Annotated in this window: 28 protein-coding genes; 25 read left to right on the top strand and 3 right to left on the bottom strand. The window is 62.3% G+C overall.

Annotated features, from left to right (window positions below):
• Position 1: 1 nt before the first annotated feature.
• Positions 2 to 244, bottom strand: coding sequence for a hypothetical protein (locus KF707C_RS13790; protein WP_036992975.1), 243 nt, complete (start codon positions 242 to 244; stop codon positions 2 to 4).
• Positions 245 to 549: 305 nt separating this feature from the next.
• Here KF707C_RS13790 and KF707C_RS13785 point away from each other — a divergent pair, with 305 nt between their 5' ends.
• From KF707C_RS13785 to KF707C_RS29085, 5 genes are all read left to right on the top strand, one after another.
• Positions 550 to 777, top strand: a complete 228-nt coding sequence (locus tag KF707C_RS13785; protein WP_036992977.1) for a hypothetical protein — start codon at positions 550 to 552, stop codon at positions 775 to 777.
• A 1,116-nt stretch (positions 778 to 1,893) separates the two neighbouring features.
• On the top strand, positions 1,894 to 2,079 hold the full coding sequence (locus KF707C_RS13780) for a hypothetical protein (RefSeq protein WP_036992979.1): 186 nt from the start codon (positions 1,894 to 1,896) through the stop codon (positions 2,077 to 2,079).
• On the top strand, positions 2,076 to 2,876 hold the full coding sequence (locus tag KF707C_RS13775) for a BRO-N domain-containing protein (RefSeq protein WP_004421765.1): 801 nt from the start codon (positions 2,076 to 2,078) through the stop codon (positions 2,874 to 2,876). Before KF707C_RS13780 ends, KF707C_RS13775 begins: the two co-directional genes overlap by 4 nt.
• A gap of 415 nt (positions 2,877 to 3,291) precedes the next feature.
• Positions 3,292 to 5,103, top strand: a complete 1,812-nt coding sequence (locus tag KF707C_RS29090) for a hypothetical protein (RefSeq protein WP_004421767.1) — start codon at positions 3,292 to 3,294, stop codon at positions 5,101 to 5,103.
• A gap of 16 nt (positions 5,104 to 5,119) precedes the next feature.
• Positions 5,120 to 5,935 carry a hypothetical protein gene (locus KF707C_RS29085; RefSeq protein WP_131679679.1) on the top strand — a complete coding sequence of 272 codons (816 nt, stop codon included), beginning with the start codon at positions 5,120 to 5,122 and terminating at the stop codon, positions 5,933 to 5,935.
• A 242-nt stretch (positions 5,936 to 6,177) separates the two neighbouring features.
• Here the strand turns inward: KF707C_RS29085 and KF707C_RS13770 are convergent, their stop codons facing one another.
• Positions 6,178 to 7,167: a phage portal protein gene (locus KF707C_RS13770; RefSeq protein ID WP_004421769.1), complete on the bottom strand. Its 990-nt coding sequence runs from the start codon at positions 7,165 to 7,167 to the stop codon at positions 6,178 to 6,180.
• Complete coding sequence (locus KF707C_RS13765; RefSeq protein ID WP_004421772.1) at positions 7,167 to 8,927, bottom strand: terminase ATPase subunit family protein; 1,761 nt, start codon at positions 8,925 to 8,927, stop codon at positions 7,167 to 7,169. Before KF707C_RS13765 ends, KF707C_RS13770 begins: the two co-directional genes overlap by 1 nt.
• A gap of 143 nt (positions 8,928 to 9,070) precedes the next feature.
• Here KF707C_RS13765 and KF707C_RS13760 point away from each other — a divergent pair, with 143 nt between their 5' ends.
• From KF707C_RS13760 to KF707C_RS13670, 20 genes are all read left to right on the top strand, one after another.
• Positions 9,071 to 9,910 (top strand): GPO family capsid scaffolding protein, encoded by an 840-nt coding sequence (locus tag KF707C_RS13760; RefSeq protein ID WP_004421774.1) that lies wholly within the window; start codon positions 9,071 to 9,073, stop codon positions 9,908 to 9,910.
• Positions 9,911 to 9,934: 24 nt separating this feature from the next.
• On the top strand, positions 9,935 to 10,945 hold the full coding sequence (locus tag KF707C_RS13755; protein ID WP_004421775.1) for a phage major capsid protein, P2 family: 1,011 nt from the start codon (positions 9,935 to 9,937) through the stop codon (positions 10,943 to 10,945).
• Positions 10,946 to 10,947: 2 nt separating this feature from the next.
• Entirely contained in the window at positions 10,948 to 11,646 is a 699-nt protein-coding gene (locus KF707C_RS13750) for a phage terminase small subunit (protein WP_004421777.1), read from the top strand.
• Positions 11,647 to 11,746: 100 nt separating this feature from the next.
• Entirely contained in the window at positions 11,747 to 12,208 is a 462-nt protein-coding gene (locus tag KF707C_RS13745; protein ID WP_004421779.1) for a head completion/stabilization protein, read from the top strand.
• A complete protein-coding gene (locus tag KF707C_RS13740; protein WP_004421781.1) occupies positions 12,208 to 12,414 on the top strand; it encodes a tail protein X in 207 nt (68 codons plus the stop codon). The genes KF707C_RS13745 and KF707C_RS13740 overlap by 1 nt, the downstream gene beginning before the upstream one ends.
• A gap of 16 nt (positions 12,415 to 12,430) precedes the next feature.
• On the top strand, positions 12,431 to 12,745 hold the full coding sequence (locus tag KF707C_RS13735; RefSeq protein WP_004421783.1) for a phage holin, lambda family: 315 nt from the start codon (positions 12,431 to 12,433) through the stop codon (positions 12,743 to 12,745).
• Positions 12,742 to 13,545 carry an N-acetylmuramidase domain-containing protein gene (locus KF707C_RS13730; RefSeq protein ID WP_004421785.1) on the top strand — a complete coding sequence of 268 codons (804 nt, stop codon included), beginning with the start codon at positions 12,742 to 12,744 and terminating at the stop codon, positions 13,543 to 13,545. The genes KF707C_RS13735 and KF707C_RS13730 overlap by 4 nt, the downstream gene beginning before the upstream one ends.
• Positions 13,542 to 13,748, top strand: a complete 207-nt coding sequence (locus tag KF707C_RS13725; protein ID WP_004421787.1) for a hypothetical protein — start codon at positions 13,542 to 13,544, stop codon at positions 13,746 to 13,748. The genes KF707C_RS13730 and KF707C_RS13725 overlap by 4 nt, the downstream gene beginning before the upstream one ends.
• Positions 13,745 to 14,275 carry a phage tail protein gene (locus KF707C_RS13720; protein ID WP_004421788.1) on the top strand — a complete coding sequence of 177 codons (531 nt, stop codon included), beginning with the start codon at positions 13,745 to 13,747 and terminating at the stop codon, positions 14,273 to 14,275. The genes KF707C_RS13725 and KF707C_RS13720 overlap by 4 nt, the downstream gene beginning before the upstream one ends.
• Positions 14,265 to 14,720: a phage virion morphogenesis protein gene (locus KF707C_RS13715; protein ID WP_004421790.1), complete on the top strand. Its 456-nt coding sequence runs from the start codon at positions 14,265 to 14,267 to the stop codon at positions 14,718 to 14,720. Before KF707C_RS13720 ends, KF707C_RS13715 begins: the two co-directional genes overlap by 11 nt.
• Positions 14,721 to 15,107: 387 nt before the next feature.
• Positions 15,108 to 15,425 carry a DUF1484 family protein gene (locus KF707C_RS13710; RefSeq protein ID WP_004421792.1) on the top strand — a complete coding sequence of 106 codons (318 nt, stop codon included), beginning with the start codon at positions 15,108 to 15,110 and terminating at the stop codon, positions 15,423 to 15,425.
• A gap of 71 nt (positions 15,426 to 15,496) precedes the next feature.
• Positions 15,497 to 16,318: a phage antirepressor N-terminal domain-containing protein gene (locus tag KF707C_RS13705; protein WP_004421794.1), complete on the top strand. Its 822-nt coding sequence runs from the start codon at positions 15,497 to 15,499 to the stop codon at positions 16,316 to 16,318.
• Positions 16,319 to 16,734: 416 nt separating this feature from the next.
• Positions 16,735 to 17,253, top strand: coding sequence for a hypothetical protein (locus KF707C_RS29080; protein WP_131679680.1), 519 nt, complete (start codon positions 16,735 to 16,737; stop codon positions 17,251 to 17,253).
• Between the two features lie 182 nt (positions 17,254 to 17,435).
• Positions 17,436 to 18,002 (top strand): phage baseplate assembly protein V, encoded by a 567-nt coding sequence (locus tag KF707C_RS13700; protein WP_004421795.1) that lies wholly within the window; start codon positions 17,436 to 17,438, stop codon positions 18,000 to 18,002.
• The gene (locus tag KF707C_RS13695) at positions 17,999 to 18,343 is read left to right on the top strand and encodes a GPW/gp25 family protein (protein ID WP_004421798.1); all 345 of its coding nucleotides are present in this window, start codon (positions 17,999 to 18,001) and stop codon (positions 18,341 to 18,343) included. The genes KF707C_RS13700 and KF707C_RS13695 overlap by 4 nt, the downstream gene beginning before the upstream one ends.
• Positions 18,340 to 19,260, top strand: coding sequence for a baseplate assembly protein (locus KF707C_RS13690; RefSeq protein WP_004421799.1), 921 nt, complete (start codon positions 18,340 to 18,342; stop codon positions 19,258 to 19,260). The genes KF707C_RS13695 and KF707C_RS13690 overlap by 4 nt, the downstream gene beginning before the upstream one ends.
• Positions 19,253 to 19,816, top strand: coding sequence for a phage tail protein I (locus KF707C_RS13685; protein ID WP_004421800.1), 564 nt, complete (start codon positions 19,253 to 19,255; stop codon positions 19,814 to 19,816). Before KF707C_RS13690 ends, KF707C_RS13685 begins: the two co-directional genes overlap by 8 nt.
• Positions 19,816 to 21,396, top strand: a complete 1,581-nt coding sequence (locus KF707C_RS29600; RefSeq protein ID WP_004421802.1) for a phage tail protein — start codon at positions 19,816 to 19,818, stop codon at positions 21,394 to 21,396. The genes KF707C_RS13685 and KF707C_RS29600 overlap by 1 nt, the downstream gene beginning before the upstream one ends.
• 7 nt (positions 21,397 to 21,403) lie before the next feature.
• Entirely contained in the window at positions 21,404 to 22,135 is a 732-nt protein-coding gene (locus tag KF707C_RS13675) for a hypothetical protein (RefSeq protein ID WP_004421804.1), read from the top strand.
• Between the two features lie 87 nt (positions 22,136 to 22,222).
• Positions 22,223 to 23,392, top strand: coding sequence for a phage tail sheath protein (locus tag KF707C_RS13670; protein ID WP_004421806.1), 1,170 nt, complete (start codon positions 22,223 to 22,225; stop codon positions 23,390 to 23,392).
• Positions 23,393 to 23,394: the final 2 nt, after the last annotated feature.

The raw sequence follows: 23,394 nt of genomic DNA, 5'->3' as shown, positions 1-23,394 counted from the left end.
ACTACTCTCCTGCGGCCAGACGCAATCCCTGACCCACAGCCGGACGTTGCCGAGGGTCGTCGACGAATGCACTGTACGCACGAAGTGCAATGCGCTCAGCCAGGACCAATCCCTCGAACTCCAGCGTCTGATCGTCCGTCCAGGGAACTGGCGCTTCTTCCAGAAAGGCCACGACGGCAATGTGGGCGGCGGCAGCGTTGAGCGACAACCGACGAAGCTCCGCCCAATAGATCATTTCGACCACGAATCGCTCCCGGTGCACCACTTGACCAGATGCACCCGTTTAGCAATAGCGCAGGCGGGCAGAGGACGCCAGTTCGGACGGCCAAAAACGGATACCGCCGGTCAAGAGGCACGTTTGCACGCTGTACCCGGAGCCGTTCATCGCGTGAAACAAACGGACTCATGACCTGAACCCCCTGGTGCATGGGAGAAGCGAGCCGGCATGACGTTCGATGACACGTTCCGTAGCGACTTAGAGGTTGCGAGATCCGGACTGGAGCGTCTATCAACAAAGCTCCACTTCAATCAGTACAAGGAGTTCCTGCCATGAGTGCACGCTTCTCGGTGAAAAGGGTTCTACGCTCACGCCCCAGCGGTGACAGGAAGAACGAGAAGTCAGGCTTTGAGGCCTACTGGTACCGGATCATCGACAAGGCGACCGGTAATTTCGTGGGGGGCCAGCATGACGATGAGTCGAAGGCGGCAAGCGAATGCGAGCGCCTTAATTCCCGAACTGGCTTCGCCCCAGCGCGACAACAAGCCGCCCCGCAATGAAACCACCCCTTGAAACAAATTGGGGGCCTTCTCTCGAAGGCCCCCAATTCTGAGCTTCACCTGCCGCTGTTCAAGGGAACCAGCGGAAACACACATATATGGCGGAAGCGGTGAGATTCGAACTCATGCCGGAAGCCCTTGCGCCTCTGGAGCCCGCGTAATCCGGGGCCTCTGCAAATCGAAAATGAGGAAATCTGTTCCCAGAGTGTTCCCAGACGTGAACGCGTGGAGAGAGAAAACCTCCCCCGATTTACCAGTTCCGATTTTTCAGGAAGGCCATCGGAAAATGGTAATCCTGGTAATCGACTTTCCCAGATCACATTTAATCAAATAGATTCAATGACTTAGAAGAATATATTGAAGGTAATTTTTGGGTAAGTGGATGGTAAGTCAATTACCGAAGGCCGGGTATTTTTCGTAAAATAAAAAATCTTTATAAATCAATAACCTCACCCTGCCCCGCCTAAAAAATTACCCAGAATTACCCAGCCGGGTAAGTACTCAACACCTAGTGCCACGCGCCTTTCAGCACGGCTAAAAGACCAAATTCCCAAAATTACCTTTTCCCGATGGCCTTCCTGAAAATCGCAGAGGCCATTCCCTCCTCTGCACGGCTCCGTGGGCCATCAGATCTGCACCGCCAGCTGCAGAAATCCGCAGGGTCGCACCCTCCCTTTGCGCGCACGACCAGCAGCCACCCTGCCCACTTTCCAGGGCACCGAAGGAATGCAGAAAAATCGACCTATCTAGCGCGCAGGCGTGGCGGGGGGACGACGGCGCGCGCCAGGTGCAGATGGTCGGTGGCCCTCTGCTGTCCGACGCGTTCAGTCGGTGAGGCGCGCTGAAGTTGACCACCCGAGAGCTTGCGGATATCGTGCGCCCGTCGCTGTACGTCCAGCGGCACGGGATTGGCGTCCCGGACTTCACAGGCGGACACGACCGCCGATAACGCGGTTTTTTTGTGTCCGCAGCATGGCAAGCCTGTTATGGGCGGGCCGTGCGTGGGTGCCTTCGGGCACACCGGCCCTGTGACCGGTACGCCAACCCGCACGGTTCCGCCCACCCAAATTGGCGTTTGGGGAGCGGAAAACGCACCGCCTCACAGGAGTCTTTGCCATGAGCATACGGACCGAACGGCGCTCGCTCGCCAGCCTTGCCCCCTACTGCCTGCTGCATACGCCCGATGAACAGGTGCTATTGCAGTACTATCGCCAGCTCAGCCAGGCCGACCGGTGCTTCATCCGCCGCTCTGCCCAGGCGCTGTCGCGGTACTCGGCCATGGAACAAGGAGAGAAGGCATGAGCTTGCCCGTACTGTTTGAGTTTGAAGCACTGCCAGTGCGCGTGATGACTGAGGAAGATGGCGAGCATTGGTTCTGCGCCAAGGATGTCTGCGAGGTGCTCGGATACAACAACACGAGCCAGACGGTCGAAGACCACTGCCGTGAGGCTGGTGTATCGAAACGATATACCAGCTCGGGAGGCCAGCGACGCGAGCTGGCCTTCATCAACGAAGGCAACCTCTACCGCTTGATCATCAAGAGCCGAAAGGAAGAGGCCAAGCGCTTCGAGTCGTGGGTCTGCGACGAAGTACTTCCGGCTCTCCGTAAAGCCGGCAGCTACCAGACGGGCAATCGCTCGGCCGAAGCGGCTCGCATCGCCAACCACCGCCTGCGCCTCTCCCTCGGCAAAGAGCTCTTTCATACGCGCGATCCTGAGCTGCGCAATCTGATCCACCAACAGCTCGCCGACGTGTCTGATGCTTTGGGCCTGCCTACTCCCGATATCGATAGCATTGGCCGCTCCGCGCCCAAGGCTCCAGATGTTCTGAAGGCATTCTGGGAGGCGCTGGCCTTTCTCGACGGCAAGGGCGTGGACTACAACCACGCAAAAGCGCCAGACGTACTGGCGGTCAACCTGCCCGAGCTGACCCGCTTGCTGGCTCAACACGGCCACTCGCTGATCTTCGACACCCCGCTGCGCCACGCGCTCTGGCAGAGTCAGAACCCGCGCTGCCTGCGCAAGAACCACCCGGTGGATAGCCGGATCGCAGGCAAAAGCATCAGGTGCTGGTTATTCGAATGGCCCCGAATTTTCTAGCCCTTATAGCAATAACTGCATTGATAGCGCCCTAACCACTTTACGACAAGTCAGCAAAAATCTTATCGAGAGTCCTCTGCACTGCTCTTAGGAGACGAACGGTCGAAATTCTCGACTGAAATTCACATTAAAGAATTTCACATGTGTTCCACTGGTGCTTGACTGGGATAGATGGAATCCCATCAAGAGCTTTAGCTTAGACACTAAACTCAGGGAACTTGAAAGCTCTCAGTAGCTCTTTCACCATCCGTAAGCAAAGGCAATTTAACAGAGGCGATTCGAAACAAGACACTCGGCAATGAGAGGCCGGCGAACTGGTGGAAGCAATGAATTCTTCATTTCAACCACGAGCCGACCCTGATCAAGAAGAAGGATTAATTCAAAGTTACTAATAACTTTGAGAGGAGACACAAGAATGGTGTCTTTTGCAATGGACAGGCAAAAAAAGCCGAAGATTTTCCGTCACTATCTAATGATCTCTCTTCTAGCATTCTGTTCTGGTGCACACAGCGAACCGCAGTCTGAACTTTCATCCATAGTATGGGTACCACAGACCCGCTCATTTAGCGATGTAGATCGCTTGAGATCAACACTTGACCTTGCCCCTGTCGTGGAAATCAATAATCCTCCTGGCAGATCCCCCTCCGAATTGATTAGACGCCAATATGGATTTGGGATCTCCGACTCCCAGGAGGCCTACTCGGCCATTGAAGCCAAGGTCCTATCTCTAAATGGAGCAAAAGAGGCTACACTCTTTCCTGCCGGGAAAATTATTATTCCGGACATCCCCAAAATGACAAGCACTCGCCCTTCTGAATCCGAGGCCTCTTGGCCGGTCGCGCGCAACAATTCCAAAATCATTAGAAGTTTTACGTCATATCCTTTTGACTCGCCTAGCATTGCCTACACAAAGCCCATCACAATAAGCAATCCAATCCAAGAATCCCTTAACTACGGACGAATTGATCGCTATTCCGCGACTGACGCAGCCCAACTCATAAGCCGTGCAGCTGAGGCTGGCGAATCAATAGTTGCAGGAAGCGAAGCCGAAGTTCAAATATCCAGCAACTCAACCGACTGCGACAATCCCTCGCAAAAAGTTTTATCCGAGGATGATCGAGAAATCATTTCTCGAGCAATAAGTGAATCTACCACGAACATCGAGAGATACTTGATTATAGTCGACACCGGATGGCCAAATTACGAGCAACAAGCTCTCTCACTTCAGGCTATCAGAAGAATTTTTAATGAAGTAAGAACCAGCCTCAAAGTACCCGAAAACGGAATCAGCAAATTTAAAGAAAGCCTACCGGAAGGCTCGTTCTCCTCTCCTACCCATCCACACGCGTGCATGATCTACCAATCACTTATAGAGTTCACCTCAATAGACAAAAAGAATACAATCAAGATTGTTTACATTCCATTACGCCCCGGACAACCTGGAGCCAAAGACTATTTCAGGGAGTTGTTAGAGCTTGACTTCATAATTCAAGCAAAGGGCCACGCACTATACACAAACTCCCCCTCCAACGGGGTTCTTGAAAGTGCACGAGCATATGCCGATAAGGCGCTCAAAGAAATAACAGCATTAAAGGAGCCTTGGTCAACAGGGGACGATGTTGTACGCATTTTCGAACCAGTAACTAGCGGATTGATTAGGGTATTCGATGCCTACACAAAAATAGACGACGTAAGCAGACCAGGGCAGCCTATGGTACACGCCAGATTCTGGATAAGCCTTTCTTGGAACTTCACAAAATATAGTGCAGCCCCATCACTTCCGTCCTCTTCTGCTTATCTAGTCTTTGTCGCCGCTGGGAACGACCAAACAGACTTCGTCGCATCCCGCCGTCTCTTTGCTAGCGAGGCCGCGATGGGTTACCGAGTCTTTACCGTAATGAATAGCGATGAAAGCTCAGGGGGACTAACATGCAAATCGGCAAGAATTAACAACATTTGGAATGAGCAAAACATTGATAGCAACATAGCATCCTTCCCTGGAAGGCTAAGCAACGCTCCGTCGTCCATATGCCCGGGATCTGGAGGGGGCACCAGTTTCTCGACACCTCGACTCGCGTGGATCTCTGCCGCCACTGACATTTCATTTGAGAACCACAATGAATATTGGCCGAAGGCTCTTAGCAAACGGTTATTAAAAAGCAGGACAAAAGTAGAGTCAGACCCTAATGCAGCACCTATCAGCATAAAGCTTTTATTCAAAAAGTAACAAAAGGAGAAGCCCCATGTACAAAAAAACCATATCCGTCGCTACCGTATCAGCCCTAACCATGACAATTGCAAGCTGTTCCTCAATCAACGGCGAGGTATCTAGGCAATCGTGGGAGCAAGTTCTTTCGCAGTGCGGGGTCAGTGACTTCAATAAGTCTGAGCCACTTTTTTTTGGGGCAGCAAATGCCAATGGAGTGGGATCAATATGGGCGCTTGACTCGGAAACCGGGGACTATTGGCCCCGTTCTCAATTTACAGACATAACCGCACGCAGCGATGTACTTTTTACAAACCGAGAGTTCCAATGCTCGGGAAAAGTAAAGGACGGACTAAACTTCGAAGTTGGCGCAAATGCCAAACCAGTAGTCTACCCTGTTTCCGTGGACGTCCAAGCTAGCATTAGCAGCGCAAAAACCGCCATAGTTAGTGTCAGCAGCATAGTTCAAGAGGATGCCTACTGGGACCGCTTCAACGATGAATTCACAAAACTCCCAGCAGACAGCTCAATCAAGAGAGGCGCAGAGCTGGGAAACCGTTACATTGTTGGTCGAGCCTGGAAGATAACGGGATTCCATGCACTTCTAACCTATGAAGGGGACCAGGCCTTAAGCGCCAAGGCAGCACTTGATTCAGAAGTTGCAACAGGCTCATTAGATGCCGCGATCAAACTTACAAGCAACAACACGCTAGAAATTTCAAGCTCCCAGGAACTCTATATCGCTGGCGTACTTAGAAAACTATCTCCAAGTGGAGTTGCTGCAGGCAGTGGAGAAGCCATTGGTGATTGGGTCCCCGCAACTAATAATGCAAAAATCAACCCGCCACAATAAAATTAAACCACAGAAAATCCCTATAATTTCAGGCTCGGATTGGCTTCTCTCCGCAAAGCATCAAGATGCCAATCCGAGATCAATCGAAGGGCCATAACACGAACCCACATCTGCAGCCAAACCTGTTTTTACAAGAATAAATAAACAATAGACTAATAGCCATTCGTAGCCATCGCTTCCCCCTCTTCAAATTTTCATTTTCCGAACACATATCACAAAGGTTAAATAACTTAGATTGGAGCCTAACTTACATTGCCGTATGTCCCAAACCTCACCACCTCCTCCCCCACCCACTCATTCACCTGCTGGAGCCGCGCCTGAACCGGCTCCAGCTCGTTCGCCGTCCACACCTCCGCCGCATCCTTGATCGAGCCGAATCCACCCGCGTTCACCGGCACGATGCCCATCAGCTGCGGCGGAATCCGCAGCGCGGCCAGCATGTCGTCACGGCTGATGTTCTTGATCGAGCCGAACTCGTCCTTGGCCGCCACCTCGCTCACCGGGATGAGCTGGATGCCGTCCTTCTTGCCACTGGGTGAGTACACGAACAGGTTGCGGAAGTTGCCCGGCCCCTTCGCGCTTTTCAGCGCCGTGCGCAGGTCGTCGATATCCTGCTCGTTCTGCGCGGCGTCGGTCATGTAGAGGATGAAACCCGCGTGGCTGCCGTTGTTGTAGTAGCGCCGGCGGAACAGCGTGGCGGACTCGTTCAGCAGCGCGCTTTGCAAGGCGACGAACCACTCCGGCAGGCCGTACACCTCCTGGTTGATATCCGCCTCGCGCAGATGACAGATGCTGCCCTTCTCGAAGGCGTGCTCCTCCTGCCAGCCCCGCACCATGTAGTAGCGGTCCAGGTCCGCGCCCCGGCGCATGTACTTGGCCAGGGCGGGCTGCAGGCCGAGGCTGCCCTTCAGGCGATTGCGCCGCATCTCCAGGTAGGCATTGCCGAAGGTCAGCCAGTCCAGGGCGAACTGCTCGAAGGCCTGGCGTGACAGCAACCGGTGCGGGATGAACGACTTCGCCAGCATGTTGCGCTTGAAGTTCAGCCCCGACTGCAGGAACACCCCGGCACGCACCGACTTCGCCAGCCCGGCCGGTGAGATCGGCGGCTCGTACCAGCGGCCGTTGCTCCAGATCTCCAGGTAGTCCAGGACCTCACGGCCATCGAGTACGGGCGTCGGATCGCCGAAGGTGAACAGCGCCGTGCTCAAGGACGGGGCGGTGGTTTCGCTCATCAGTTGATCTCCATGAAGCCGGTGTTGGCCGTGGTCTGCCCTTCCAGCGGCTCGTTGTGCAGGGCATGGAACAGCGCCCAGGCCAGGTCGGCGTGGCCGGTGGCGTCGTTGCGGCCGGCGCTGTAGGTGAACTGGCGACCGCCAGCAGTGATGGTCTTGCGGATAGCCATGAGGGACTGGGCGAAGTCCGTCCAGCCGGCGTCGAACTCCAGGCGGCCGTTCTTCACCACGTCGAAGGCCTTGAGCACCAGGCGCGTCTTCACCTCCGGCGAGTAGCTGAAGGTCTTCACATTCGGGAAGAACTGCCGCACCAGCTGGGCCACGCCGGAACCCAGGCCCGTGGTGTCGATGCCGATGTAAGTCACCCAGAAGCGCTGGGTCACCTTGCGGATCGCCTCGGCCTGGGCGGCGAAGTCCATGCCACGGAACTGATGCCGCTCCAGCACGCGGAACTTCCCACCCGGAACCGCCGGCGGCGCCACCACCACCAGGCCGGCGCTGTCGCCGGTCTCGGCCGGGTCGTAGCCCACCCACACCTGGCGGTCACCGAACGGCCGCATCGCATGTGGCTTGTACTCCTCCGCCCACGCCTCCCAGCTGTCCACCATGCAGGGCTGCAGCATGGCCAGCGGAAAGATCGAGGCGCCGTCGTCGACGAACTCGCACATCAGCAGGTTGGCGAAGGCCTCGGCGCTGTACTCCAGGCGCAGCTCCTCGATGTCGAACAGGTCGCAACCGCCCTGCTCCGCATCCAGGATGGTCACGATCTGCCGCCAGATGCGGTCCTCGCACAGCCGTCCCTGACGCAGGGAGTCATGGCTCACATCCAGTTGGATCCGCTGCGCGGCCGGCTTGCCCTTGTTGAAGCGCTCCCCGGTCCAGAAGCTGTAGGCCTCGTGCGCCATCGAACTGGGCGTGGAGAAGTAGGTCTTGCGCCACTTCTTGTGCATCGCCATGCCCGAGGCGACCTTGTTCAGCTCCTCGAAACGAAAGGTCCAGAAAAACTCATCGAAGTAGAAATTGCCGTGATAGCCCTGGGCCGTGCGCGCGTTGGTGCCGAGGAAGTACAGCGACGCCCCGTTGGGCAGCAGGATCGGGTCGCCGGTCAGCTCCACGCCCACCACCTCACGGGCGAAGGCCTGGATATAGCCGCGAAACAGATACGCCTGGCTCTTCGAGGCGCTGAGAAAGATCTGGTTGCGCCCCGTGGTCAGCGCATCGATCAGCGCCTCACGGGCGAAATACCAGGTCGCACCGATCTGCCGGCTCTTGAGGATCACGCGGGTTCTCTGGTCGCTGGCCCGGTACCAGTCGCGCTGGTAGTCGAAACAGCCATCGAGGAAGGCCTCGACCAGCTTCTCGGTCAGCGACTCGTCGATGTCATTGCGCTTGGGCTTGCGCTTCGGCGCCTCGTTGCGCGCCGCCAGCTTCGGGTTCAGCTCCGTTTCGGTGCCGCCATCCTGGAAGCGCTGGATGCGCGCCTGCCGCTCCAACTGGCGGTGCAGCAGATCGATCTCCTTGAAGTCGCCGCCGCTCTTGCCGTCCTTCAGGATCAGCTGCACCAGCCGCGCCTCCAGGGCGCCACCAATGCGCTCCACATTGTCGGCGCGGTCCCAGCCATCGCGAGTCTTCCAGGCGTGCAGCGTCTTCTCGTTCAGCACCAGGTGCTGGGCGATCTCGCACACCCGCCAGCCCATCCAGTACAGGAACTTGGCCTGGCGGCGATCATCTCGGGGCGGGATATCAACGGCGGCATTCATGGCCCGGATGCTGCCGCCGCGCGCGCGACCTTCAGTAGTCGGCCGGCCTGTAACCTCGCCCGCTACAAGTCCGCCTCGTTGCCGCTCCCCGCACCAGTTCCCACCATGCCCCCACGCCAACCGCGCCGTGAGGGCACCCCAGCATGAAGAAATACCGCTCCAAATGGTTCCGAGTCGCCGTGGAAGGCGCCACCACCGACAAGCGCACCATCAAGCGCAACTGGCTGGAGCAAGCCGCCCGCAACTTCAACCGCAGCACCTACGGCGCCCGCGTCTGGCTGGAACACCTGCGCAGCCTGCTGCCGGACGGCCCCTTCCGCGCCTACGGCGACGTCCTGGCCGTCAAGGCCGAAGAGGTCGAAGTCAACGGCGAACGCAAGCTCGCCCTCTTCGCCCAGATCGAGCCCACCGCCGACCTCATCGCCCTCAACAAGGCCAGGCAGAAGATCTACGCCTCCATCGAACTGGACGAGAACTTCGCCGACACCGGCGAGGCCTACCTGGTCGGCATGGCCGTCACCGACTCCCCGGCCAGCCTCGGCACCGACGTGCTCGCCTTCTCCGCCGAAAAGCCCGAAGCCAGCCCCTTCCGCGACCGGCACTACTCCGCCACCGCCATGTTCAGCGAAGCCATCGAGGCCGAACTGGAGTTCGAGGAAGTCAGCGAAGCCCCCGGTCGCTTCAAGGAACTGCTCGACCTGGTCAACGGCCTGGTCGGCCGCAACAAAGCCAAGGCCAGCCAGGACGACACCCAGTTCGCCGAACTGGGCGAGGCCCTCACCGGCCTGCTCAGCTTCGCCGACGAACAGAGCCAGGCCGCCGCCGGCACCGCCCAGGAAGTCAGCGTGCTCAAGCAGCAGCTGACCCAGCTCGCCCAGGACTTCGCCGCCCTCAAACAGCAACTCGGCGAAAGCGACGACCCCGGCCAGCCCAAGCGACCGCCGGCCACAGGCGAGAACGGCCAGATCCTCACCGACTGCTGACCCGGAGCCCCATCGGAGAACCCCATGCGCAACGAAACCCGCGTCCTCTACAACGCCTTCACCCAGCAACTGGGCCAGCTCAACGGCGTGCCCGACGTCAGCAAGAAATTCAACGTCGAGCCCACCATCGAGCAGAAGCTCGAAACCCGCATCCAGGAATCCAGCTCCTTCCTCTCGCGGATCAACGTCTACGGCGTGCGCGAGCAGGAAGGCGAGAAGGTCGGCCTGGACATCGACAGCCCCACCGCCAGCACCACCGACACCGAAAAACAGGCGCGCCAGACCCACGACCCGACCGGCCTGGACCAGCGTCGCTACCGTTGCGAACAGACCAACTTCGACACCCACATCCGCTACCAGAAGCTCGACGCCTGGGCCAAGTTCCCCGACTTCCAGACGCGCATCCGCAACCTCATCGTCCACAACCAGGCCCTGGCGCGGATCATGATCGGCTGGAACGGCGTCAGCCGCGCCGCCACCTCCAACAAGGCCAAGAACCCCCTCCTGCAGGACGTGAACATCGGCTGGCTGCAGAAAATGCGCGTCGAGAACGCCGCGCGCGTGATGACGGAAGGAAAGAAAGGCAGCGGCAAGATCGTCATCGGCGCCGACGGCGACTACAAGAACCTCGACGCCCTGGTGTTCGACATGGTCGAGGAGTTCATCCACCCCGTCTTCCAGGAAGACACCCGCCTGGTCGCCATCTGCGGCCGCAAGCTGCTGGCCGACAAATACTTCCCCATCATCAACCAGCAACACGCGCCCAGCGAAATGCTCGCCTCCGACATCGTCACCAGCCAGAAACGCCTGGGCAACCTGCCCGCCGTGCGCGTGCCCTACTTCCCTGCCGACGGGCTGATGATCACCCCGCTGGAAAACCTCTCCATCTACTGGCAACTGGAGACTCGCCGCCGCACCCTGGTCGATCACGCCGCCCGCGACCGCATCGAGAACTACGAGTCAGTCAACGAGAGCTACGTGATCGAAGAACTGGCCGCAGCCAGCCTGGCGGAAAACATCCTGGTCGGGCCCTGACCATGAGCAGCCCTGCCCGCCAGCACTTCCAGCGCGTCACCGCCGCCCTCGAGGCGGCCCAGGCCGGCCGCGACGACAGCATGGAAGGCGCCAACGCCTACGAGCTGCAGCTCGCCCAGCTCCTGCAGCACCGCCTGCGCCTGCGGCAGATCCAGTCCAACCAGGGCAAGGCCGAGCTCAAGCGCCAGCTGTTGCCCGAATACGCCCCCTACCTCCAGGGCGTACTCGCGGAAGGCCGCGGCGCCCAGGACGAAGTGCTCACCACCCTCATGGTCTGGCACATCGACGCCGGCGACTACAAAGGCGCCCTGGACATCGCCGCCTACGTGCTGGAGCACCAACTGGTCATGCCCGACCGCTTCCAGCGCACCACCGGCTGCCTGGTGGCCGAGGAGATCGCCGAAGCCGCACTCAAGGCGCAGAAGACCGGCGAGCACTTCGACCTCGCCACCCTGCACCGCACCGCCCTGCTCACCGTCGACCAGGACATGCCCGACGAAGTGCGCGCCAAACTCCACCTCGCCATGGGCCGGGCCACCCTCGCCGGCCTCACCGAGGAAGAGCCCGGCCGCCCCGGGCAAGTCGCCGCCGGCATCGAGCTGCTCAAGCGCGCCATCGAACTGCACAGCGCCTGCGGCGGCAAAAAGGACCTGGAGCAGGCCGAACGCCTGCAAAAACGAATCGCTGCCACCGGCAGCTGACCGAGCGGACCCCCGCAACCCCGGCGGCTCGGGGCCCAACCGACTTGCGTTAGCGAAGTGAGACGGAACGGCCCCGACCACCGCCGACCCAGGAGCAGCCATGAGCGGATTCATCGCCGGCGGCCACAGCGCCCCCCTCACCCTCGCCAACGACGGATGGTGGCCCGACATCCAGGCGGAGTCCCTGCGCGCCGAACTGCGCCTCGACGCCTCCATCACCAACGCCCGGCTCAAGGCCGCCGCCCTCAGCGCCATGCTTCACACCAACCGTGAACTGGCCCCCTACAAAGCCCATCACCAGGCCGCCGGCCACCCCCACCTGGACGCCGTCCCGACCCAACGCCTGGGCGACCGGAGCCCGCTCGTCCTGCTCTACCTGCGCGCCATCGCCTGCGGTACCGGAGCCGAACTCGCCGAACGCTACCGCAGCCTCGACAGCAGCGGCGAAGGCCAGGCCAACGCCGATGCCCTCACCCCCAGCATCGACGAACTGCGCCGCGACCAGCGCTGGGCCATCCGCGACCTGCTCGGCCGCCCACGCACCACCGTGGAACTCATCTGATGGACATCGCCATCGCCCACCAGGACGAAACCCTCGATGCCCTCTGCTGGCGAATCTACGGACGCACCGCCGGCATCACCGAGGCCGTGCTCCAGGCCAACCCCGGCCTCGCCGAACAGGGCCCCGTCCTGCACCAGGGCACCGCCGTCCGCCTGCCCCCACAACCACCCGAGCCCGAGCGGACGCCCATCCGACTCTGGGACTGACCCAAAGGAGCCCCCCATGCCCGAAAAGCCCGAACACTGGGCCTGGTTCGCCACCTGGCTGGAAGAACACTGGCCCGCCGTCTACGCCGCCCTGCTCGGCACCGTCATCGCCGGCCTGCGGGTTCTCTACGGCGGCGGAGGCCTGCGCCAGGTCGGTCTCGAAGCCCCCCTGTGCGGCGCCATCACCCTCTCCGCCAGCGCCGGCCTCCAGCTCATCGCCATCCCGGCCAGCGCCGCCCCCTTCTTCGGCGGCGTCATCGGCCTGCTCGGCGTCGAGGGTGTCCGTGCCATCGCCCGGCGCCACCTCCACCAGAACGGAGGCCCGCAATGACCCTCCTTCGCCACGGGCAACGCGGCCAGGCTGTCCGTCAACTGCAACAACAACTCAACCTGGCCGGCGCAGAGCTCTATGTCGACGGCCACTTCGGCGATGCCACCGAAGCCGCCGTGCGCACCTACCAGCGCCAGACCGGCCTCGTCCCCGACGGCATCGCCGGGCCCAAGACCCAGGCCGCCCTCGCCAACCAGGACGACCCGCGCCTGCTCCGCAACCGCACCCTCACCGCCATCGCCGAGCGGCTCCGGGTCGAACCCGCCGCCCTCTACGCCATCAACGAAGTGGAAAGCCGCGGCCAGGGCTTCCTGCCCAACGGCAAGCCCGTCATCCTCTTCGAGCGCCACATCATGTACCGGCAACTCAGCGCCACCCGCCCGCAGCAGGCCGACCCGCTCGCAGCCCTTCACCCCAACCTCATCAACCCCCGCCCGGGTGGCTACGTCGGCGGCACGGCCGAACACCAGCGCCTGGCCAACGCCCGTCTTCTGGACGACAGCTGCGCCCTCCAGTCCACCAGTTGGGGAGCGTTCCAGATCATGGGCTTCCACTGGCAACGCCTCGGCTACCCCAGCGTCCAGGCATTCGCCACCGCCATGGAAGAAAGCGAAGACCAGCAGTTCGAAGCCTTCGCCCGCTTCATCGAAACCGACCCCCAGCTCCTGAGCGCCCTCCAGGGCAAACGCTGGGCCGCCTTCGCCAGGCTCTACAACGGCCCCGCCTACGCCCGGAACCTCTACGACGTGAAGCTGGCCCGCGCCTACAAGCGCCACGCCAACGCGGAGAACGCGGCATGATCACCCTCAAGCAGATTCGTCAGCTCAGCCCCCAGAACGGCGACATCTTCGCCCTGCCGGAAGGCACCCCCAGCGAAGCGGTCCGCCGGTTCGTCGCCCACCTCGCCCGCATCCACCCCCACATCCGCTGCGCCGTGGTCATCGGCGACCTGCGCAAACTGGAAGTCAGTGAAATGAACGCCCTCGGCTGGTACCGCGCATGAACAAGCCCGACTCCCTGCGCCGCCACCTCCTCGCCAGCATCCCCGAGCTCAGCCACAACCCCGAGCGCCTGCTGCTGTTCATCGACAACGGCAGGATCCGCAGCACCGCCGCGGCCGGCCTCTCCTTCGAGTACAGCTACAGCCTCAACCTCATCTTCACCGACTACGCCGGCCACGCCGACGCCATCGCCGTGCCCCTCCTCGCCTGGCTGCGCGAACACCAGCCGGAACTGCTGGCCAACCACGACAGGGGCAAGGACGCCATCACCTTCGAAGCCGACCGCCTCGACAACAGCAAGGTCGACCTCGCCATCACCCTTCCCCTCACCGAGCGCGTCATCGTCCAGCGCCACCGCGAGGGCCGCCTGGAACTGCAACACCCGGACGAACCCCCACTCACCCCACACCAGCCCGCCGCGCGCTACGCCCTCTATTCGGGCAATACCCTGCTCGCCGCCTGGGACAGCGCGCCGCCCAGGGGCGTGGACCTCGAAACCCCGCATCCGGGCCCCACCCGTGTCGAATGACCTGCGCGCCCTGGAGGACTGGGCCGGCGCGCTCCTGGTCAAACTCGGCCCCACCGAGCGCCGGCGCCTCACCCAATCCATCGCCCGCGACCTGCGCCGCAGCCAGCAGCAACGCATCGCCAGCCAGCGCAACCCGGACGGCAGCGCCTACGCCCCGCGCAAACCCCGCAAGCTGCGCAGCAAGGCCGGGCGCATCCGCCGCAAAATGTTCGCCAAGCTGCGCACCGCCCGGCACCTCAAGCTGCAGAGCAGCGCCGAGCGCATCGCCATCGGCTTCCTCGGCCGCACCGCGCGCCTGGCCCGCATCCACCAGTACGGTCTGAGAGACCGGGCAGGACGGAATGCGCCGCAGGTGCAGTACAGCCAGCGGGAGTTGTTGGGGTTCAGTGATGCGGAGCTACAGCACATTCGGGATCAGTTGTTGGCGCACCTGGTGGGGCCTTGAAGCGAAGGCGTTGTGATGATCGCAACCCCTTGTAGTTGAGGTTGGACTTCGGCTTGAAGTAGCAGTGTCCTACACGCGGCTCAGCTTCTCGGAAATTTCAACAAGGAACTCAGGTTGCTAGCCTTCGCGTGCCGCTCGTAGGGTGCTGCCGATGCTGCATCGGCAGCAGTAAGGGCTTGGCGGCCCTTAGCATCTCTGGCGGACACAACCGCCGCTTCGGCGGTTTTTTGTGCTCGCTGCATTGCTTTGTCCCAAATGGACGAGCCGTGCGTGGGGGGCTTCACCGCCCCGCCAGCCCAGAGACTGGTCCGCCAACCCGCACGGCTCCGTCCACCACTCGTGGCAGAGGTGGTGGACGGTGAAGGACAAACTCTCTGGAGAACCACCATGGCAGTGAACGCCCTAGACGAACTCCGCGACCTTCACACTCACTTCAACCTGCTCCGTGGTGCCGACAGCGCCCTGCTCAAAGCCAACAACTTCGACACCAAGCTCAACCACCTCGGGCACCTGGTGGATGAGCTGGAGCGGCAGCGGGAAACTTACTTCAACCTGACCAGCATTGATGGCGCCCTGGAGATGCTCCTGGAGCTTCTACACGCGGCCCACGCCGAAAAACTCTACAGCGACCACCTGCACTGCTTGATGGAACCGCTGCGCGGGAAGCTGTACCGGGCGCTGAATGAGATGGAAGCGATTATCTAGTTCTCGGCCGCCAACCCAACCGTCACCATTTTGGTGACGGTTGGGACAAGTCCTCTGCAAGGAGTGCTGCAATGAACACCGCACAACAGCTGATCGCCGTCCCCTTCTATGAAGACACTGTTGTCCTGGTCGGTCAGGACAACGAACCGTTCGTAGCGATGAGACCCATCGTTAACAACATGGGCCTGGTTTGGGCGGCTCAGTACGTGAAGATCATGGAGCGGTTCAGTTCAACCGTTTCGGAAATCGAAACGGTTGCCGATGATGGCAAGATGCGCAGCATGACGTGCATGCCCTTGCGCAAACTCCCGGCCTGGCTCTACTCCATCAGCCCTAACAAGGTGAAACCCGAGCTCCGGGACAAGGTCATCCGCTACCAGGAAGAATGCGACGACGCACTCTGGGCCTACTGGACCCAAGGCAGCGCCCAACGCCCCGGCTCCACCGGCATCACCCAGCGCATCGCCCTCTCCCGTCACCGCCTCGCCCTGGCCAAGGAACTCCACCGCACCCGCGATCACGACTTGCGCGTGGTCATCCACCAGCAGCTCGACGAAGTCTCCCGCGCCATGGGCCTGCCAACGCCAGAACTGGACAGCCTTGGCCGCGCCGCCCCCGAAGCGCCCGACCTGCTCACCCGCTTCTGGGAACAGCTCGCCTTCCTGGACGGAAAGGGAGTCGACTACAACCACGCGATCGATCCCGGTCTGTTGGCAATCAACCTCGTCCACCTCGCCGAGCTACTAAAGGAACACGGACAGCCGTTCCGACCCACCCGGCCTTTGCATGAAGCGCTGCGGCAGAGCCATTCGCCACAGTTCCTGGAGCACAAACCAGTGTTCAGCCGGCTTATCCGCAAGAGTGTCAGGTGCTGGGTATTCAAACGCGCTTGAGGTCTTCCACCAGAGTTTCCCTCAGTAGTGGTGAACATCACCACAACTGCCAACAGTGCCTGATCCCTCGCCTGGGCTCTTGTCAGCTATACCTCCCCAACCGTGGTGATGATCACCATGGTTGTCGGCACTGAGGTAATTCCGCGTTCCGCAACCGTTGTGGAAATCACCACAGCGCACCAACCAGCCATCAGGATTTCCCTGACGATTGAGTAGTGGCATATTGCATTCGCTGCCCAAGGAGTAACACCACATGGAGAGACAATGATCAAGCGCACCCTGTCCATTTCCCTCGTTCGCGTGTCCGCCTTCGATAGGCGGGGCGGCCAGGACTGACTTCTTCTGGCTTCATCCTTTATAACGCTGAATGTCGGCGCAATATTTTTTAGGAACTGATTATCAAACAAGGACAGGAAATGAGAAAATCTTTAATAAAACCAACACTCTCAATCATGGCGGCATCAATATTTTTCAACTCAGCAATGGCCGACAATGAAAAAGAACAAACCCATGAGTATTGGGAGGACAAAGTCCTCCTTTGCAGTCATGACTTGCTAAGTGCAAAACTGATAATCGTCAACGAAAGCGAGCAAGAATACAGGCTCGCCAATCTTTTGCTTTCCAGGGCGTCTGAGTGCGAGACTAACGGCGAGGTAGAATTTTACTCAGCACTTTTAGGGGTTAGGCGAAATGAGATCGTCTATGGCTCGATGCAGTTTATAAGCCTCCTTGACAACTCCGCTGAGCAAGGCAATCCATTTGCGTTAGCACAGCTATATAGAATCAGCACTGAAGAGCCAAGCAAGACAAATCAAAAGCCGGGCCATTATAAAGAAAAATTTGAACAGGAAAGATCAAGAAGAGCTGATGGGGAATATCCAGACTTTGCAACTACGCTAGAGATAACAAGAAAGATGTTTGGCTTGGCTGAATAACAACTAAAATTTTTGTTTTTGGCTGAGTTGCAGTTCGCCAATATCAATGCGCGCCGAGTGTTGCCAGCATTCGAACGACTGCTGCCGGTGGTGATAATTGAAGGCCCAAGCCTACCTTGTAGTCGCCTCCTCTACAAAGCCACCGCCATGCACCCCACACGCCCCTCCCCCACCATCGGCGCATGGACAGCCTTGCCGAACTCGCCCGCCGCCTCGATAACCTGATCCGCCTTGGCACCATCGCCGAGGTGGACCACGCCGCCGCCCGCTGCCGGGTCAAAAGCGGCCGCCTGCTCACCACCTGGTTGCCCTGGATCGCCCTGCGCGCGGGCGGCACCCTTGACTGGAACCCGCCCACGGTCGGCGAGCAGTGCCTGCTGTTCAGTCCCAGCGGGGAGACCGCCCAGGCCCTGGTGCTGACCGGGCTGTACAGCGACGCACACCGCGCTCCCGAGAAGAGCCCCGACCTTCACCGCCGCCAATACCCGGACGGCGCCATCATCGACTACGACCACGCCACCCATGCGCTCGACGCCACCCTGCCCGGAGGTGCCACCGTCATGCTGCAGGCCACCGGCGGCGTCACCATCGAGGGCGACGTCACGGTGGACGGCAAACTCAAGGTCACCGGCGACGCCGAGATCGAAGGCACGGCCCGCGCGGCCATCGATGTGCTCGGGGCCGACAAGAGCCTGGTCAAGCACCTCCACCTGGGAAACCTGGGCGTGCCCACGAGTCCGCCGCAATGAACCGCCACACCGGCTTCCGCCTGGATGACGTGGCGCACCTGCGCCAGTCCATTGCCGACATCCTCACCACGCCCCTGGGCTCACGCCTGATGCGCCGGGACTATGGCAGCCGCCTGTTCCAACTCCTGGACCACCCCCTCAACCCGCAAACCCGCCTGCGCGCCTACGCCGCCACCGCCCTGGCGCTCATGCGCTGGGAACCCCGGCTGCACATTGGCCGCATTCAACTGGAAGCCGGCAGCGAGCCGGGCCGGGTAGTCCTGACCCTGGAAGGCGCCCGCGTGGACAGCAACGAGCGCCTCAACCTGCAGGTGCCGCTGCGCTTCGGGGGCAGCCCATGAGCGGCACCTTCAACCCCATCGACCTTTCGCGCCTGCCGGCCCCCGACGTCATCGAGGCCCTGGACTACGAAATCCTCCTCGCGGAGCGCAAGGCACACCTGCTCAGCCTCTGGCCCGAGCCGGAACGGGCCGCCATAGGCGAGCGCCTGGCCCTGGAGTCCGACCCGCTGCACAAGCTCCTCCAGGAGAACACCTACCGCGAACTGCTGCTGCGCCAGCGCATCAACGATGCCTGTCGCGCGGTGATGCTCGCCTTTGCCACCGGCCACGACCTCGAGCACCTGGGCGCCCTGTTCGACGTCAGCCGGCAACTCGTCAGCCCCGGCAACCCTGACGCCCTGCCACCGCAACCACCCCAGTACGAAACCGATGAGCGCCTGCGCCAGCGCATCCAGCTCTCCCTCGAAGGCTTCAGCACCGCCGGTCCCAAGGCCGCCTACAGCTACCACGCCCTCAGCGCCTCCCCCCGGGTCAAGGACGTGGCCATCCTCACCCCCGAGCCCGGTGTCGTGCGCGTCGTGCTGCTGGAAACACGGGGCAAGGGCGTGCCCGACGCCGAATTGCGGGCCCAGGTCTACGCCGCGCTGTCCGACGAAGACGTGCGCCCCCTGTGCGACACCGTGGAAGTAAGGCCCGCCGACGTCCTGGAGTACCAGGTCATCGCCCGCCTCAGCTTCTACCGCGGGCCGGACCAGGCCCTGGCCATGGCCGCCGCCGAAGCCGCCACCCGTGCCTACGTGGATGAACACCATCGCCTCGGCCACGACATCACCCGCTCCGGGCTGTTCGCCGCCCTGCATCAACCCGGTGTCCACAACGTCACCCTGCTGGCCCCTGCCGCTGATATCCCCGTCGCGGACCACCAGGCGGCCTATTGCACCGGCATCCAGCTGGAATCAGGAGGTCTCGATGCCTGAGCTGCTCCCCCCCAACAGCACCCCGCTGGAGCGCCGCCTGGCCCGGACGGCGTCCGGGCTTTCCGAGTTGCCAGTGGCCATCCGACACCTGCGCGACCCCGACCGGTGCCCGGCGGGCTTGCTCCCCTACCTCGCCTGGGAGCTGTCGGTGGACGAGTGGAACCCCCACTGGGGCGACGACCGCAAGCGCCGCAGCGTGGCCGAAAGCGTTGCGGTTCACCGCCGCAAGGGCACTCGCGGCGCCGTACGCCGCGCCCTGGAAACCCTCTTCGGCACCGATGGCTTCACCCTGGTGGAAGGCGCCGTCGCCGGTCTCTACGACGGCCGCGCGCACTACAACGGCCTGCACTTCCATGGCCGCGAGGGCAACTGGGCCCGCTACAGCGTCCTCATCCGCCAGCCCATCACCTTCCAGCAGGCGGCCGAGGCCCGTCGCGTGCTCGCCGCCGTCGCACCGGCCCGCTGCCAGCTGCTGGTCCTGGACTACACCCGCGCCGCCCATGCCCATGACGGCGCCATCCGACATGACAACCGCTACCCCCATGGAGTCGCGTAATGGCAAACCTGCCCGAACGGCCCGAATACGCAGAGGGCATCTACCAGATCGAACTCACCGACCCAGTGGTGGGCGGCGTCGAGGGCATCTCCAATCGCCAGGCCCGTCAACTGGCGGGCCGCACCGGCTGGCTCAGACAGGCCATCGAGCGCATCCTCAGCGGCGCCCAGGTCGTCGCCAGGGCATCGCAACTGGAAAGCGCCCGTCGCTTCATCTTCAGGGGCGCCGCCACTGGCGAAGCCAGCTTCGATGGCAGCAGCAACGCCGTGGTGGAACTCACCCTGGCCAACAGCGGCGCCAAGGCCGGCACCTACCCGGTGGTCAGCATCGATGCCAAGGGCCTGGTCACCGCCGGCCGGGCGCTGCGCCCCGACGACATTCCAGCGCTACCCTGGAGCCGCATCACCAGCGGCAAACCCACCTCGCTGGCCGGCTATGGCATCACCGATGCCCTGCCCGCGAGCGCCTTCAACTGGCTCAACCTGCCTGGCAAGCCCACCACCTTCCTCCCCGAACGCCACGGCCATGCCTGGAGTGAAATCGCTGCCACGCCCACCACACTGGCCGGCTACGGCATCACCGACGCGCTGCGCGCCAACGCCCTCACCTGGGCGAACCTCACCGGCAAACCCGGCGCATTCCCACCCTCCAGCCACACTCACCCCTGGAGCGCCATCAGCGGCACCCCCGGCACCTTGGCGGGCTATGGCATTACCGAGGTTCCTGAACTGGTGCGTACCCTGGGCTGGAGAACTCGCTCGGCGGCCACCGCCAACGAGGCCGGCGGCGACTTCAACCTCATCACCCGCCCCGGCTGCCACGACATCCTCATGCACGGCGCCAACCGCAACGGGCCGGGAGGCGGGTACTACTACGTCCTGGTATTCGAGTACGCCGGCACCAACCTGACCCAGCTCCTGGTGCCGTACAGCACCGGTGGCCTGATCTACCGGCACCGCTACAACAACGTCTGGGGCAACTACAGCTACCTCCTCGACAGCAACAACCAGCACCTGCACGCCGGCGCACCGGGCCAGGTGGCCGCCTTCGCCGGAGCGGCACCGCCCCCCGGCTGGCTCAAGGCCAATGGCGCGGCGGTCAGCCGTACCCACTACGCCCGCCTGTTCGCGGCCATTGGCACCCGCTATGGCGCGGGCGACGGTAAAACCACCTTCAACCTGCCGGACCTGCGCGGCGAGTTCATCCGGGGTTGGGACGATGCACGGGGACTGGATGCAAGCCGTACCCTGGGCAGCGTCCAGGGCCACCTGCTGGGCACACATAGCCACGCGGCCACCTCCGCAGCAGCCGGACAACACAACCACGTGGCGACCGCCGGAGCGGCAGGGGCGCACAGCCACACCCTCAGCCGCGCGGCCAACGGTGGAACCTTCACCAACGTCCCATTCCCCGGACACAACCCCAGCGGCACATTCACCACCTCCACCGACGGCACCCACGTCCACCCCATCAACGTCGCCGCCAATGGCTCCCACAACCACGCCATCAGCGTCACCGCGACCGGCGGCCACGAAACCCGCCCGCGAAATCTCGCCCTGCTCTACTGCATCAAGTACTGAGGTGCCCATGGTCAATCTGCTCGTGATCCACCACGCCCACCCGCTTACCGGGGAGTACCTCGGCCCGGGCCAGGCCGACCCTGACCCCATGGCCGAAGGCGCTTGGCTGATCCCCGCCCACGCCTACATCGACGCCCCTCCGCCAGCCGGACGAGGCGAAGCCATAGTCCGCACCGAACAGGGCTGGCAGGCCGTGCCCGACCTACGCGGCACCGTCTACGAAACCGCCACGGGCGCGCCGGTGCAGCACCACGAATTGGGACCGTTGCCCGAGCACCTTACCCATCGTCCACGTACCAGCCCCGACCACCGCTGGGCCGGCAGCCGCTGGCAACTCGACCGTGCGCTCCAGGAAGAGAACCGGCGCCAGCTCACCCGCCAACTCTGGGAGCACCTGGACACCGCCTTGGCGGAGGCCCTGTCAGCCCTCGATGACGACAGCCTCGCGCTGCAAACGCGGCAGCTCGCCATACTGGCCGCCAGCAGCTACCGCGCGGCCGGCTACCCGGAGGACGACATCCCCGCCCCACTCAGCACACTGGGGGCCCCCGGCGAGACTGCCCAGGCCACGGCCGAGCGCATACTTCAGGAAGACGAAGCCCGGCATGACCGGCAAGCTCACCTGCACGCCCTCGTGGTGAACGCCAAGGAAGCACTGCGCGACGCCGTGGCCGAAGGCAACACCGTCAAGGCTGAACAGATCCTCAGCACCACCCTCAAACAACTCCCCAGCCTGTAGGCACACCGCCTACAGGATCCGCCCCTCGCACTCGCCGCACGCGCGGGGCAGCCTGCTGCTGTCACCCAACAGCGCCGCAGGCATGCCATGTCCGACTACCACCACGGCCTCCGTGTCGTCGAAATCAACGACGGCATCCGCCCCATCCGCACCGTCTCCACCGCCGTCGTCGGCCTGGCCTGCACCAGTGCCGATGCCGACGACCAACTCTTCCCCTTCAACACGCCCGTCCTGCTCACCGACGTCCTCTCAGCCAGTGGCAAGGCCGGCGACAAGGGCACCCTGGCGCCGAGCCTTTCCGCCATCGCCGACAACGCCAGCCCCATCACCGTCGTAGTCCGGGTGCCGGAAGGCGAGTCCCCGGAAGAAACCACCAGCAACCTCATCGGCCAGGTCACCCCCTCCGGCCAGTTCACCGGCCTCAAGGCCCTGCTGGCCGCCAGGGGCCGCCTGGGCGTCACCCCGCGCATTCTCGGCTGCCCGGGGCTGGACGACCTGCAGGTCACCACCGAGCTGGCCGCCATCGCCGCCAAGCTTCGCGCCTTCGCCTACGCCAGCGCATGGGGCTGCGAAACCCGCGAAGACGCCGTCGCCTACCGGCAGAACTTCGGCGCCCGGGAGCTCATGCTCATCTGGCCCGACTTCCTCACCTGGAACAGCGCCACCCGCACCCCCGACAGGGCGGCGGCCAGCGCCCGGGCCCTGGGCCTGCGCGCCCGCCTCGACCAGGAAACCGGCTGGCACAAGACCCTCTCCAACATCCCCGTGCGCGGCGTCAGCGGCATCAGCCAGGACCTCTACTGGGACCTGCAGAACCCCGCCAGCGATGCCGGCTACCTCAACGCCAACGAAGTCACCACCCTCATCCGCCAGGAAGGCTTCCGCTTCTGGGGCTCGCGCACCTGCAGCTCAGACCCCCTCTTCGCCTTCGAGAACTACACCCGCACCGCCCAGGTGCTGGCCGACACCATGGCCGAAGCCCACTTCTGGGCCATCGACAAACCCATGCACCCGAGCCTGGTGCGCGACATCGTCGAAGGCATCAACGCCAAGCTGCGCGACCTCACCGGCCAGGGCTACCTGATCGACGGCCAGTGCTGGTACGACCCCGCCCTCAACCAGGCCGACAGCCTAAAGGCCGGGCGCCTCTTCCTGGACTACGACTACACCCCGGTGCCACCGCTGGAAGACCTCAGCCTGCGCCAGCGCATCACCGACCGCTACCTGCTCGACTTCGCCACCCGCGTAACCGCCTGAAC

Origin of the sequence: Pseudomonas furukawaii (genome assembly GCF_002355475.1) — a bacterium.
Taxonomy (GTDB): domain Bacteria; phylum Pseudomonadota; class Gammaproteobacteria; order Pseudomonadales; family Pseudomonadaceae; genus Metapseudomonas; species Metapseudomonas furukawaii.
This window is presented reverse-complemented; position numbering and strand designations above follow the sequence as displayed.

Coding starts and splice junctions, on each gene's coding strand:
- KF707C_RS13700 (WP_004421795.1), top strand. CDS start 17,436: ATGGACAGCCTTGCCGAACTCGCCCGCCGCCTCGATAACCTGATCCGC.
- KF707C_RS13735 (WP_004421783.1), top strand. CDS start 12,431: ATGCCCGAAAAGCCCGAACACTGGGCCTGGTTCGCCACCTGGCTGGAA.
- KF707C_RS29090 (WP_004421767.1), top strand. CDS start 3,292: ATGGTGTCTTTTGCAATGGACAGGCAAAAAAAGCCGAAGATTTTCCGT.
- KF707C_RS13710 (WP_004421792.1), top strand. CDS start 15,108: ATGGCAGTGAACGCCCTAGACGAACTCCGCGACCTTCACACTCACTTC.
- KF707C_RS13725 (WP_004421787.1), top strand. CDS start 13,542: ATGATCACCCTCAAGCAGATTCGTCAGCTCAGCCCCCAGAACGGCGAC.
- KF707C_RS13770 (WP_004421769.1), bottom strand. CDS start 7,167: ATGAGCGAAACCACCGCCCCGTCCTTGAGCACGGCGCTGTTCACCTTC.
- KF707C_RS13775 (WP_004421765.1), top strand. CDS start 2,076: ATGAGCTTGCCCGTACTGTTTGAGTTTGAAGCACTGCCAGTGCGCGTG.
- KF707C_RS13780 (WP_036992979.1), top strand. CDS start 1,894: ATGAGCATACGGACCGAACGGCGCTCGCTCGCCAGCCTTGCCCCCTAC.
- KF707C_RS13745 (WP_004421779.1), top strand. CDS start 11,747: ATGAGCGGATTCATCGCCGGCGGCCACAGCGCCCCCCTCACCCTCGCC.
- KF707C_RS13720 (WP_004421788.1), top strand. CDS start 13,745: ATGAACAAGCCCGACTCCCTGCGCCGCCACCTCCTCGCCAGCATCCCC.
- KF707C_RS13765 (WP_004421772.1), bottom strand. CDS start 8,927: ATGAATGCCGCCGTTGATATCCCGCCCCGAGATGATCGCCGCCAGGCC.
- KF707C_RS29600 (WP_004421802.1), top strand. CDS start 19,816: ATGGCAAACCTGCCCGAACGGCCCGAATACGCAGAGGGCATCTACCAG.
- KF707C_RS13740 (WP_004421781.1), top strand. CDS start 12,208: ATGGACATCGCCATCGCCCACCAGGACGAAACCCTCGATGCCCTCTGC.
- KF707C_RS13695 (WP_004421798.1), top strand. CDS start 17,999: ATGAACCGCCACACCGGCTTCCGCCTGGATGACGTGGCGCACCTGCGC.
- KF707C_RS13730 (WP_004421785.1), top strand. CDS start 12,742: ATGACCCTCCTTCGCCACGGGCAACGCGGCCAGGCTGTCCGTCAACTG.
- KF707C_RS13675 (WP_004421804.1), top strand. CDS start 21,404: ATGGTCAATCTGCTCGTGATCCACCACGCCCACCCGCTTACCGGGGAG.
- KF707C_RS13670 (WP_004421806.1), top strand. CDS start 22,223: ATGTCCGACTACCACCACGGCCTCCGTGTCGTCGAAATCAACGACGGC.
- KF707C_RS29080 (WP_131679680.1), top strand. CDS start 16,735: ATGAGAAAATCTTTAATAAAACCAACACTCTCAATCATGGCGGCATCA.
- KF707C_RS13755 (WP_004421775.1), top strand. CDS start 9,935: ATGCGCAACGAAACCCGCGTCCTCTACAACGCCTTCACCCAGCAACTG.
- KF707C_RS13760 (WP_004421774.1), top strand. CDS start 9,071: ATGAAGAAATACCGCTCCAAATGGTTCCGAGTCGCCGTGGAAGGCGCC.
- KF707C_RS13785 (WP_036992977.1), top strand. CDS start 550: ATGAGTGCACGCTTCTCGGTGAAAAGGGTTCTACGCTCACGCCCCAGC.
- KF707C_RS29085 (WP_131679679.1), top strand. CDS start 5,120: ATGTACAAAAAAACCATATCCGTCGCTACCGTATCAGCCCTAACCATG.
- KF707C_RS13750 (WP_004421777.1), top strand. CDS start 10,948: ATGAGCAGCCCTGCCCGCCAGCACTTCCAGCGCGTCACCGCCGCCCTC.
- KF707C_RS13685 (WP_004421800.1), top strand. CDS start 19,253: ATGCCTGAGCTGCTCCCCCCCAACAGCACCCCGCTGGAGCGCCGCCTG.
- KF707C_RS13705 (WP_004421794.1), top strand. CDS start 15,497: ATGAACACCGCACAACAGCTGATCGCCGTCCCCTTCTATGAAGACACT.
- KF707C_RS13690 (WP_004421799.1), top strand. CDS start 18,340: ATGAGCGGCACCTTCAACCCCATCGACCTTTCGCGCCTGCCGGCCCCC.